Here is a 12,171-nt window from a genome sequence, read left to right as displayed (position 1 = left end):
AAAAACATAAGGAAAATAGAATGAGCGCAATTGTAGATATTATCGCCCGCGAGATAATGGATTCACGCGGCAACCCAACTGTTGAAGTGGATGTATTGTTGGAAAGTGGTGTCATTGGCCGTGCAGCCGTGCCTTCAGGCGCGTCTACCGGTACCAAAGAGGCCGTAGAGTTGCGTGATGGTGACAAAAGCCGCTATCTAGGCAAAGGTGTATTAACTGCAGTTGAAAACGTGAATACCGAAATCACCGAAGCGATTCTGGGCCTAGATGCGGAAGAACAAAGCTTTATCGACAGAACCCTGATTGAGCTGGATGGTACTGAAAACAAAGACCGCTTGGGTGCCAATGCAATTCTGGGTGTTTCGATGGCCTGTGCCCGTGCTGCCGCTGAAGAGAGTGGCTTGCCTTTGTATCGCTACTTGGGTGGTTCAGCCTTCATGCAATTACCAACACCAATGATGAACATCATCAACGGTGGTGCGCATGCTGACAACTCTGTCGATATTCAAGAGTTCATGATTGTGCCGGCTGGCTTGCCAACCTTCCGTGAAGCGTTGCGCGCTGGTGCTGAAATTTTTCATGCGTTGAAAAAAACACTGCATGACAAAGGTTTGGCAACCACAGTAGGTGATGAGGGCGGTTTCGCACCTAATTTGCCATCTAACGAATCAGCTTTGCAATTGATTATGGAATCAATTGAAGCTGCTGGTTACGAGCCAGGTAAAGATATCTATTTGGGCCTGGATTGCGCGAGTACTGAATTCTATAAGGATGGTAAATATCACCTGGAATCAGAAGGCGCTTCATTGAGTTCTGCGGAGTTCAGTGATTACCTGGCGACTTTAACTGGTAAATACCCAATCATTACCATCGAAGATGGTATGAGCGAGTTCGACTGGGACGGCTGGGATCTGTTGACCAAACGCCTGGGTAAAACCACGCAACTGGTCGGTGATGATTTGTTCGTCACCAACCCGAAAATCCTGCGTGAAGGCATCCAGAAAGGTGCAGCTAACTCTGTGCTGATCAAAGTGAACCAGATCGGTACCCTGACTGAGACTTTCCAGACGATCGAAATGGCTAAACGTGCTAACTACACAGCGGTAGTTTCACATCGCTCAGGTGAAACGGAAGATACGACGATTGCCGATATTTCTGTCGCTACTAACGCGTTGCAAATCAAAACCGGTTCCCTGTGCCGCTCAGAACGCGTAGCCAAATACAACCAGTTGCTGCGTATTGAAGAAGAGTTGGGCGACGCGACTAGCTACGCTGGTTTGTCAGCGTTCTACCAGTTGTTCAAATAATCAAGTCTGATAACGCATCTAGGTCGATGTGCGCAAACTGACTGTGATCTTCATTGTCCTGATTGCCCTGCTGCAATATCCATTGTGGTTGGGCAAGGGCAGTTGGTCACGTGTCTGGCAATATTCGCAGCAGATTGAAGCACACGAAAAGCGTAATGACTATTACCGCCAGCGGAATGAAACCTTGCGCGCGGAAGTGCGGGACCTGAAACAAGGTCAATCGGCAGTGGAAGAGCGTGCCCGTAGCGAATTGGGAATGATTAAGCAGGACGAAGTGTTCTATCAGGTGATGCAACGCAAAAATGCTAATCCTCCGGCATCCAATGGTGTCGTCACCAATGTGCCGTCTAAGGAGTCCATCGTGAATCCTGGAACGCCGGATGTCCCAGCTGCAATACCAGAGCAATAGTAATTAGATATAGTTGAAAAAAATGGCGCCTGAAGCGCCATTTTTTTATGTATAGAGTTTGCTTATGGCAATGCGTAAGGCAGCTCAGCTAAAGCCAGCTCATATTCTTGCCAGAAAATGCTGCCGGCAGCTTTTGCTTCCAGCCTGCATTCTGCTAATACCCACCACCCACCTTGCGGATTTGGCGCGGCACGCACTATCTGGCCCACTTCCTGTTGCTGGGCATCATGCACTGCATCACCGGGATTTGGCGTGACTGCGGTAGCGGGTAAAGTGGCAAGTAATGTGCGGCGTTTTACCTTGCCAAGGTAATGGGTACGCGCAACGATTTCCTGGCCGGTATAACAACCTTTTTTGAAGTTAATGCCATTCAGCGCATCGAGATTGATCATTTGCGGCACGAATTGCTCGCGCGTGCTTGCATAGACCTGTGGAATACCAGCCTGGATTTCCAGTGCATCCCACTGATTGGTACTGGTTGGGCTAAATGTGGCCGAAAATGTTTTCCAGACTTGTTCTGCCTGGTCTGCATTCACTACCAGTTGCGCGCGCTGCTTTCCATGGCTATCAGTCAAACGAATTAATGTACCTAATGCACTATGGCTGGTTTGATGCGGGTGTAATGGCAGGTGTTGTATGTGGGCTGCCGAGTCAGCACTGGCCAGTCCGATACACACAAATTGCTCACTGACATCTTCGACCACTACTTTGCTGCGCATGACAAACATGCGCAAGCGTTTTACCAAATCTGGAATCAGTGCGCGCGGGCATTGCAGATAAATCACTTCGTGGATACTGAATGCATAAAATAGTGCCAGCAGGCGGCCTTTTGCCGTACAGTAGCCGGTAAATTGTGCGGCTTCAGCCAACTGCTTAATATCGTTAGTGAATTGACCTTGCAGGAAGGTCTGGGCATCAGCGCCGCTGACGGCGATCAGGCCATCCACTGAGAGGTCGAATAATTGGCCTGAAGCCGGAATATCAGGCGCGACAAATGAAGCTTCGCCTGATTCGTTAAATTGAGCACCCTGTGAAATTAAGAATTGTTGCCAAGCTGCGCTGGACATAAATGACTTTCTGTTGATAGTGTGGATGTTGTCACCAACAGCTTCACACAAACGTGATGAAAAAACCTATTCTACCAAGTGAAATAACCTTGCGCTTTCACCCTTCTAAATTTTTATGGGGGTGGTGGCTGGTATTTTCAATCGCTGTGCTGTTTTCTCTCTGGTTAAGCTTGTCGCCGCGGTGGGCATTCGCAGGCACTTTTTTCTATGCCACAGCTTGCTTTTGGCAATGGACACAGCTTGTCGCTACTCATTGGCGATTTAGTGTGCAACAGTTGAGTGTAGATGTGTTCGGGGAAATGATAATTATGAATGCACTGGGGCAGTTATGGCGGATTGAAGTATTGTCCGATAGCATGGTGCATCATGGATGTATGGTGCTACACATTGCCTATACAGAATTAAAAACTGATGCATCCGAGCAGATGAATAATGCCCATCATCAAAAGCCGCTTTTATGGCAATGGCTACGACCCAAGCGCTTGCTGATATTGTTTGATCAAGCAGATACCATTTCCCAAAAAGCATTGCGTGTCTGGTTAAAGTGGGGGCTGCGCGAATAACCTATTGAAAATGGTTGTCGTGCGCGACAACTTCACTGCGGTTGAACAATTTAGATTTAAGCTGTTTGCGATAAATGCCAAACTTTTGTTTAAGTTGACGCAGGGTCTCATGATGCAGACTGGTGCCTAGCAAACATATGCCCGCCAGCGTAGCCAGTAGCCAGCCAATCGAAAAGGGCACAATTTCATAGCGCGGTGATTTGTGCGATTGGATGGTTTGCAATACATCGTAGGTATCATCGCCATTGATATATTGCGCGCCGATTTCCTGCGCCAGTTTTTGCAGGTAAGTCGAGTCGCGCTTGGAGATGAAGCGATCATAGTCAGAGAGCGCGACGCTGTCATCGCGGCCACTACTTTTGCTGGCGGTTACTTGTGCAATGTTCGGTTGCACGGCAAAACTTTCATTCGACCAGTAACCAATCATCTGGTTGTCTTCTGTCAGTTTTGGGATGCCAGTACCTTTTTCAGTGCCTATGCCAACAAAAAACCAGCCATCCCCGCCCTGAAAATCCCTGAGGTTGCGGGTATTGAATGCATGCAGCAAGGGCGCCTCATCGCCATCGGTAAAAAACACCGCTTTAGTCGCTTCTGGCATTTGCCGTAGCAGTTTGGCTGTGATAGCTAAGCTTTCGCGCAATTGGCTGTTGCCGGTCCATGCCATCCGCCAATCCAGGTGATCTATGGTTTCGTGCAAGGCAGAAAAATGGCGGCAAACATGCAAAGGCGTATAAAGCGCGGCAACCGCATCCCCGGCGAATAAACCTATGCTGACGCGGGTGTGGCAGGGCAGTTGAGCGACTATTTCGTGCATCATGCGCTTGGTATATTCCAGGCGGCTGACGGGCCGGTGGTTTATCGACATATCCGCAGAGTTCATGCTCTGGGTAATATCTGCGATCAGGAAGTAGCTATGTACATTGCGTTTGATGGAGATGCTAGGCACCAACACAGCGCCAAGCAGGCAGAGCAACGCTGTAGTAAGTAAAATGGTGTCGCGATGGTGCAGCCAGACTCTTAGCCAATGATTTTTCATGGTGACTTCTCATGAGTGCCTGCATCACTGGCCTAGGATGACAGAGGTAAATCAGGCTGGTTTATAAAGTTATTGAAAATGGTTGTCGTGGGCAACTGCCTCGCTACGTGCAAACAATTTTGCTCTGATTTCATTGCGGTAGATTTTAAGATTCTGCTTGATCTGGCGTAATGGATGACGGCTGGCATAAGTGCCTACAATACACAAACCGCCTAAAGTGGCGAATAACCAACCCAGGGGTAATGGGGCAATATCACGGCGTGCAGGTTTTTGGGCTTTCATGGCCTGGATCACCGTGTAGCTGCTATCACCTTTAATAAACTTGGCACCTATCTCCTGCGCCAGGCTTTGCATGTATTCAGCGGCCATTTTGGATATATAGCGATCATTTTCACCCGCAACGTTGTCATCACGTACACCCAGGGTGCTTTCAGAAATCTGCGCAATGCCTGGTTGCATGGCGAAGCTTTCATTAGACCAGTAACCGATCACCTGGTTATCTTCGCTGAGTTTGGGGATAGCATCACCTTCTTCTGAACCTATGCCGACAAAAATCCAGTCGTCACCACCTTGAAATTCTTCCAGATTTTTAGTGTTGAAAGCATGCAATCTCGGGGCTTCTTCGCCATCTGTAAAATAGACTACCTGCGAAGCCTCAGACATGCCGCGAACCACTTTTGCGGTCACTAGCAGGCTCTCACGCAAGCGGCTGTTGCCTGACCAGGCCATACGCCAATCCAGATGATCTATCGTATCCTGGATGGCCGCAAAGTTTTTGCAGACTTCAATCGGCGAATACATGGCCGCGACTGAGTTACCTGCAAAAAGGCCAATGCTGATTTTAGTGCCGCACGGCAGCGAGCCAACGACTTCATGCATCATGTTTTGCATATAAGCCAGACGCGTGACTTTTTTGCCACGGATAGTCATATCTGACGTATTCATGCTCTGCGAAATATCTGCAACCAGAAAGTAGGTGTAGATATTATGTTTGAACGGAATACTAGGGCGTAAAACTGCCGCCAGCAGGAATAGCAGTGCTAATCCGAGCAGGGCAGAATCACGGTGTTTAACAAATCGTCTGAGCCAGATATTCATACTTTTAACTGATCAAGTGAGTAAGCAAGCATAAGCGCCTGCATTTAAGGCAGACCATTGGGGATATTGCCCATGATCAAACCCGGATTATCAGATTCGCCTACACCTGGCGTGGGTTTCTCAGGCAACAAGCTCATGACGCGGTCATAATTGCGGCGGGTGCCCCAGTGGTTGTTATCTGCCTTAAGTGCACTTTTATAAGAGGTCATCGCCTGGGTTAACAGGTATTCAACTTCATCACGCGTGCTGTTATCGTTGCCACCAGTGACCTGAATCGCTTTCAGGAAAAACATATTGCCAATGTTATGCAAAATGGCTGCGCGTTGCACAGGCGTTGATCCATCTATCAGCTTGGCAAACAGCAAGGTAGCTTCTTTGTAACGCTCATTTTTTGCCAGCCAGTAAGCCACTGCATATTTAGCTTCAAAACTTTGCTGATCCGTTTGCGGTGTCTTGGCCGTGGTGATCGCTTGGTTGAAATCCTTGGCTTGCTGAATCCGTTGCCAGCTATATATGATGGTCGCCGTCGCGGCAACCGCTACTACGATCAGGCCAATGACCAGTTTTTTTACGCTGAGCGCCATGTGTTGATCTCCAGATATTTAACCGCCAGCAGAATCGCAATCATGACGATGGCAATCCAGTAACACACATTGGTGTAATCATGGCCGGGGATTTTTTCCATATATTGAATTGGTTTTTTTTCTTTGCTGTTAATGTCGGCAATTGCTGCTTCCAGCGAGCGCGGGTCTGATGCCTCATATGCACTGAAAGGGGTGCGCAAGGTCTGGAAATATTGATAAAGCAATACTTCTGTTGGCATATGGCCGTCGTAACCACTTTCGGTATATTTAGGGTCAAAAATAGTGATGCCGCCAGGCTGGCGCAACACAATCCAGTAAAGGCCGATGTTGTAGCGTTGCAGCCAGTCACGCAGTTTTTGTTGCACCATATCACTGACGCGACCGGCACCATCCGAGATTAGGATAATCGCGCGTGAACCGGAGTCGGGCACATCTTTAAACAGTTCCACCGCACTGGTGAGGCCGCCACCGATATTAGTTTGAAATAAAGAGTTACCGGCAGTGGCCTGCACCGCAGATAGCACCGCCTCTTTATTCTCGGTTAATGGCAATACATACATGGCCGAGTTACTAAAGGTAATCACGCCCATCATGTCATTACGGCGACCTTTAATAAAATTGGTGATGATACGCGCAGCCGCGACTGATTTGGTTTCGCCGATATGGCCATCTTTGTCGCCTACAAAAGCATCATCCATACTGGCACTACGGTCTAGCACCAGACCGATTTGAGCGCCAATACCGGTGCGCAGTGCTTTTTGCTCAAGTGTATGCGGGCCTGCCAAACCTAAGATCACAAATAAGATGCTTAATGCAGCCAGGGCTTTTAACAGCAGGCCAATGATGCTTGATAATGGATCCGGAGGTAACAGGCCTATCCATGAATAATGTTTGCTATGTGAGCGTTCAAGCAACAGCGGCAGCAATGCCAGCGGTAACGCCCACAAAACCCAGGGGTGAGTGAATGCCATAATGCTATTTTGCCTCTGGTTTCGAGACTGAATTCAAGTCAGGTGTCAGGCCGCGTTCGCAATCACGCATATGGCGGCAGAAAGTACGTAACCATTGCTTGGCAGGCATGCCAAGATCTAGCGGTGTTTTGGAGTCAAAAAAGATTTGGCGTGATAAATTGAAGAAACGTTCGATCTCTGGTTTTGCGGGCTGGTAGGCAGGTTTTTCCTGCAAAAATTGGTCTACATTATTACCAAATACGCTATGCCCGGCGACTTTCTGGATTGCCTGATGGACAACCTCAATTGCCTGTTGCAAGCCTTGCTGGTTATCGGGTAACTTGCCTACACTCCGATAAGCCTTGGCAAAGGCACCCCCCATGCGCGGCAGCCAGGTGCGGGCGCCCAAAATATATAATAATCCCAGCAGGCTAAGGGCAAGTACGCCGGCAGCGATCTTCAGGGCTTGTTCTTCTTTTTTGGTATCTATAGTGAAGGGCGGAATGAACGGGCTCATCTCGTTTTTCAGGTTGACTTCACCATATACAGATAGTGGGGAAGTCCTGAAATTAAACGATGGAAAGCGCAGTTGACGTAATTCTGTTTTACCGTTGTGACGTAGTTTGACGATTTCACCGCGCAGGATGGCCGGACGCACTACACGACCAGATTTAAACACTTGATAAACAAGGTGGATAGTATGCACACTGCGGTCAGAGAATGTTTCATCTTCAACACTGATGTTTGCCAACTCGACGCCGGATACCTGGCCACGATAGCGATGTTCATAACCGACAATCGGCAATGATTCTTTAATCAGTTCATAAGGCTTCTTCACGGTCAGGATGATGGTGCGTTCCAGCTTGTCACCGACCACATAGCCTGCATCACGCGTAGGGTTTATTTCCTTCACCGTCACATATTTATTGTCTACATTCGGCAATGTTACATCGGCAATGGCTGGCAACGTGGTTGCGGTCAGCATTGCCATGAGCAAACAGGCGAATAAGGTTTTTTGCGCTTTCATCAATCGCTTTCCTCAGACAGTCACATATTGATGGAAATAATCAGTCAGCATGTCTGCATCAAACTGGTCTTCCACAAAAAATGGCTGCATATCAAATTTCATAAACATATCTTCAATCGCCTGGCGACGCGCGGCAAAGGTATCCAGAATCCGCTGGCGGTAAGAGGCACGCAGAAAAAGCGTACGGCGCTCGCCGGTTTCCGGGTCATTAATGCTGGTTACGCCAAATTCCGGCAGGTCTTTGTATTCGGTACTGTTCCATAACACAACCGGCACAATGTGGTGGCGCAACATCAGCAGCAACGCTTCTTCGAGTTGCCCTAGCGGCATATGGAAGTCAGAAACCAGGAAAATCAGCGAGCGTTCGCGCGGTAATACCCTGGCGCTATCCAGCAATGCCCCGGCACCTACTTCATTTGGCAAATGATTTTCCAGCCTGTCTGCTAGTTCCAGCATGCTGTGCGGCCTTGCTGAAAGCGTGCTCAGCCATTCATCGCGTAATTCATCATCAAAGCCGACGAACGCTGCCGGGTCACCATTTCGAGTGGCAGACTGTGCCACTGAGCGTGTAATTTCTGCGGCGGTGGTCAGTTTGGTATGTGGCACGCCATACTGCATTGAACCGGACAAGTCACACATGACAAATACCGGCGTGGCACTTTTCTGGTTGAAAATGCGCACGTACACCTGTTCCATCGGGTCGCGGATGGTTTGGCGTATATCAATCCGGCGCGGATCAGGGTAGGCAAGTAAAGTTGTGTGCCCGCGAAATTCCATACCCATGCCGCGCTGGTTGCTTTTATGGCGGCCAGGACGGCGGGAGCGGGAGCGCCAGCTGATGTGATAACTGAATTCCTTGATGTAATCCATTGCTATGAACTCAAACCCACGTTAAGGCGCAGCAACGGCGTTAACAATACCGGAGAGCATTTCACGCGCAATTTCAGTACGGCGCATTTCATAAACAGGGCTGAATACCAAGCGGTGAGCAATCGTTTCGTGGAACACAGCATGAATATCTTCCGGAATGACGGCATCGCGCTCGTTTAACCAGGCATTAACACGTGCTGCACGTAACAACATACCCATACCGCGCGGGCTGGCACCTGATAACACAAGGCGTTTCATATCGACGTTAGATACTTTAATGCCATAAGCCAGTGGGTCTTTAGTTGCCAGCCACAGGTTCAACGCATATTTACGCAGGGCAGGCGTGGCAGAGATATTGTCTTGGATCACTTTGGCAAAACTGTTGAGTTGATCAAACTTCAAGATGTCTTCTTCAACATTGCTGATCAGTTGATCCACATCATGGAAGCGCGTATCAAAAATCAGCGATTCCATAATGTCGTGCGCAGGAGGCACCAGAATCGGAATTTCCATCATAAAGCGGTCACGCGCCGCAGACGGAATATCGAATGTTTCCTCACGCTCTACCTGGTTACGGTCAGCGAATACCAGCATGTGCGGGAAGTAATGTTCTTTATTAAACGCAGTCAAGGTGCGCTCGGCCATCACCCGCAGCATCAGCGAATGTACCTGTGGACGGGCACGGTTAATCTCGTTAAAGAAGAAAATAGATAGGTTTTGCCCGGACATAAGTAACGGGCCTGGGCTAACGTGCGGTTTGCCGTCTTCACCCAGATAAGTGTGATAGACCAGGTCATTCGGCATCAGGTCTATCGTACCTTCGATACGCTGGTAGCCGCCACCAATACCACGGGTAAATGCACGTAACAAAGTCGTTTTACCAACACCCACATCACCTTCAAGCAATACATGGCCGCGAGCAAATACGGCTGTAGTGATCAGACGCACTGGGCTTTCCTGACCCACCACCACTTTATTGACTTCTGATTCAAGTTTTAACGCGTGTGCTCGCCAATCGGCTAATTGTTGATCTTGCATTGCTGATTTCCTGACGTAAGATAATTTTTTGAAAGGTAATTGTAACTAAATTGTAATTTCTAAACAGCCGTTTGTTGCGAATTATTATTCAAGCCTTAATAAAACCTTGGTTTTGAATTTGTAAAATTCCGTAACAATTAAGGGAATCTTACCTAGGTTTTATTTAAAAGTATACAGGTCTGTATATTTTTGAAATGACAAAAAGCTTTGACTAAACTCAATTTCCGGCGAAAATATTGTTTTATACTAATAAATCAAAATTACATGTCTAGGAAAAGTAGTTTCAGTAAAGAAGAGTTGTTGGCCTGTGGCCGGGGTGAGATGTTTGGTGAGGGCAATGCACAACTGCCTTTGCCTCCTATGCTAATGTTTGACCGGATTGTAAAAATATCTGATGATGGCGGCAAATACGGGCAGGGTGAAATTATTGCTGAGTTGGATATCACTCCTGACTTATGGTTTTTTCAATGCCACTTTACTGGTGACCCGGTAATGCCTGGCTGTCTTGGCTTGGATGCTATGTGGCAACTGGTTGGTTTTTTCCTGGGCTGGAAAGGTGGCCTGGGTCGTGGACGCGCGCTTGGTTCAGGTGAAGTTAAATTTACGGGCCAGGTGTTGCCTAAGGCTAAACTGATCCGCTATCACATCGATTTAAAGCGGGTGATCATGCGTAAGCTAGTGATGGGTATTGCAGATGCACGTATGGAAGTCGATGGCCGCGAGATTTATAATGCCAGTGATTTACGTGTTGGTTTGTTTACCACCACCGATAATTTTTAGGGAAGCTTTTATAGGTTTACTTTAAGCCAGACTTGGTGAGTAAAAAATTTGACGCGTTATATAGTTGATATATCAGTAAAATTTTTTACAAGTAACAATGTATGGTAACGAAGGTGAGCTGATCGTAGCTTACCTGGAGGTCCTTACAGTTTTGAAGTCTTAAGGAGGCGCAATGCGTCGCGTAGTGATTACAGGATTTGGTATCGTATCAAGTCTTGGTAATAACAAACAGGAAGTGCTGGACAGCCTGAAAGCAGGCCGTTCAGGGATTACCTATCAACCGGAGTATGCTGAGCGCGGTTTGCGTTCGCATGTGGCTGGGTCTATCAAAAATCTGGATATCGAAGCGCTCATCGACCGCAAGTTATTGCGTTTTATGGCGAAAGGACATGCTTATGCCTGGCTAGCCATGCAAGAAGCAATTGCTGATGCCAACCTGCCTGAAGACCTGGTTTCCAATGTGCGCACCGGCCTGATTGTAGGTGCGGGTGGCACATCGACTGAAAGTATGCTCGAAGGTACTAATACGCTGCAAGAAAAAGGCATACGCCGGGTTGGCCCTTATATGGTGACCAAAACCATGAGCAGCGGTATTGTTGCCTGCCTGGCCACTGGCGCCAAAATCAAAGGTGTGAATTACGGTATCAGCTCAGCTTGTTCAACCAGTGCACACTGTATTGGTGCTGGTGTTGAGCAAATCCAGCTCGGTAAACAGGATATAGTGTTTGCCGGTGGTGGCGAAGAAGAGCACTGGACCATGAGCTACCTGTTTGATGCCATGGGTGCGCTATCCAGCAAATATAATGATACACCTGATAAAGCTTCGCGCACTTATGATGCTGATCGCGATGGATTCGTGATATCCGGTGGTGGCGGCATTGTGGTGCTTGAAGAGTATGAGCATGCCAAAGCGCGTGGTGCCAAGATTTACGCAGAGGTTGTTGGCTACGGCGCAACTTCAGATGGCTACGACATGGTCGCGCCTAGTGGGGAAGGCGCAGTGCGCTGTATGCAGCAAGCTTTGCAGGGGCTGGATATCAACGAGATTGATTACATCAATACGCATGGTACCAGCACACCAGTAGGTGATACTAAAGAGTTGGAAGCTATCCGCACGGTATTTGGCGATAGCAAAACTGCAATTGCTTCCACCAAGTCATTGTCAGGTCATGCATTGGGGGCTGCAGGTGTGAATGAAGCTATTTACACCTTGTTGATGATGCAGCACGGCTTTATCGCTGCCTCTGCCAATATTGATAATCTGGACCCGGCTGCAGAAGGCCTCAACATCGTGCGTGAGCCTATCAAATCGGCCAAGATTGAAACTGCACTCTCAAACAGCTTTGGTTTCGGTGGTACTAACGCTACTTTGACCTTATCAACCAAAAATCTCTAAAATAAATTCTAAAATAAATAAAGTGTGCTTCTGGCTTCAGAAGCAC

At 48.1% G+C, this 12,171-nt stretch carries 13 protein-coding genes; 5 read left to right on the top strand and 8 right to left on the bottom strand.

Features of this window, described 5'->3' with window-relative positions; all coding sequences use genetic code 11:
• The first annotated feature begins 20 nt into the window (after positions 1–20).
• Entirely contained in the window at positions 21–1,307 is a 1,287-nt protein-coding gene (gene eno, locus LPA26_RS04590; RefSeq protein ID WP_055825491.1) for a phosphopyruvate hydratase, read from the top strand.
• Between the two features lie 28 nt (positions 1,308–1,335).
• Positions 1,336–1,716 (top strand): cell division protein FtsB, encoded by a 381-nt coding sequence (ftsB, locus tag LPA26_RS04585; protein WP_229007498.1) that lies wholly within the window; start codon positions 1,336–1,338, stop codon positions 1,714–1,716.
• 62 nt (positions 1,717–1,778) lie between these two features.
• On the opposite strand, the gene LPA26_RS04580 is transcribed toward ftsB, so the two are convergent.
• Entirely contained in the window at positions 1,779–2,783 is a 1,005-nt protein-coding gene (locus LPA26_RS04580) for a folate-binding protein YgfZ (RefSeq protein ID WP_229007497.1), read from the bottom strand.
• Positions 2,784–2,839: 56 nt separating this feature from the next.
• On the opposite strand from LPA26_RS04580, the gene LPA26_RS04575 reads away from it, so the two are divergent.
• On the top strand, positions 2,840–3,346 hold the full coding sequence (locus LPA26_RS04575; RefSeq protein WP_229007496.1) for a hypothetical protein: 507 nt from the start codon (positions 2,840–2,842) through the stop codon (positions 3,344–3,346).
• A 1-nt stretch (position 3,347) separates the two neighbouring features.
• On the opposite strand, the gene LPA26_RS04570 is transcribed toward LPA26_RS04575, so the two are convergent.
• The 7 genes from LPA26_RS04570 to LPA26_RS04540 form a co-directional block, all read right to left on the bottom strand.
• Positions 3,348–4,382: a VWA domain-containing protein gene (locus LPA26_RS04570; protein WP_229007495.1), complete on the bottom strand. Its 1,035-nt coding sequence runs from the start codon at positions 4,380–4,382 to the stop codon at positions 3,348–3,350.
• A 69-nt stretch (positions 4,383–4,451) separates the two neighbouring features.
• The gene (locus LPA26_RS04565) at positions 4,452–5,480 is read right to left on the bottom strand and encodes a vWA domain-containing protein (RefSeq protein WP_055825480.1); all 1,029 of its coding nucleotides are present in this window, start codon (positions 5,478–5,480) and stop codon (positions 4,452–4,454) included.
• A gap of 44 nt (positions 5,481–5,524) precedes the next feature.
• Positions 5,525–6,064, bottom strand: a complete 540-nt coding sequence (locus tag LPA26_RS04560; RefSeq protein ID WP_055825477.1) for a hypothetical protein — start codon at positions 6,062–6,064, stop codon at positions 5,525–5,527.
• Entirely contained in the window at positions 6,049–7,035 is a 987-nt protein-coding gene (locus tag LPA26_RS04555) for a VWA domain-containing protein (RefSeq protein WP_055866863.1), read from the bottom strand. Before LPA26_RS04555 ends, LPA26_RS04560 begins: the two co-directional genes overlap by 16 nt.
• Before the next feature lie 4 nt (positions 7,036–7,039).
• A complete protein-coding gene (locus tag LPA26_RS04550; protein ID WP_229007494.1) occupies positions 7,040–8,041 on the bottom strand; it encodes a hypothetical protein in 1,002 nt (333 codons plus the stop codon).
• 12 nt (positions 8,042–8,053) lie between these two features.
• Positions 8,054–8,911, bottom strand: a complete 858-nt coding sequence (locus LPA26_RS04545) for a DUF58 domain-containing protein (protein WP_055825468.1) — start codon at positions 8,909–8,911, stop codon at positions 8,054–8,056.
• Positions 8,912–8,932: 21 nt separating this feature from the next.
• Positions 8,933–9,949: a MoxR family ATPase gene (locus tag LPA26_RS04540; protein WP_055866856.1), complete on the bottom strand. Its 1,017-nt coding sequence runs from the start codon at positions 9,947–9,949 to the stop codon at positions 8,933–8,935.
• Positions 9,950–10,213: 264 nt separating this feature from the next.
• Between LPA26_RS04540 and fabA the strand changes: the two genes are divergently transcribed.
• Positions 10,214–10,729 (top strand): 3-hydroxyacyl-[acyl-carrier-protein] dehydratase FabA, encoded by a 516-nt coding sequence (fabA, locus tag LPA26_RS04535; RefSeq protein ID WP_055825461.1) that lies wholly within the window; start codon positions 10,214–10,216, stop codon positions 10,727–10,729.
• Between the two features lie 172 nt (positions 10,730–10,901).
• On the top strand, positions 10,902–12,125 hold the full coding sequence (fabB, locus tag LPA26_RS04530) for a beta-ketoacyl-ACP synthase I (protein WP_055866851.1): 1,224 nt from the start codon (positions 10,902–10,904) through the stop codon (positions 12,123–12,125).
• Positions 12,126–12,171 lie beyond the last annotated feature (46 nt).

This window comes from Methylophilus sp. Leaf408, from assembly GCF_916856905.1.
GTDB lineage: Bacteria > Pseudomonadota > Gammaproteobacteria > Burkholderiales > Methylophilaceae > Methylophilus.
The sequence above is the reverse complement of the archived record's forward strand: the minus strand, read 5'-3'. Positions and strand labels throughout refer to the sequence as shown.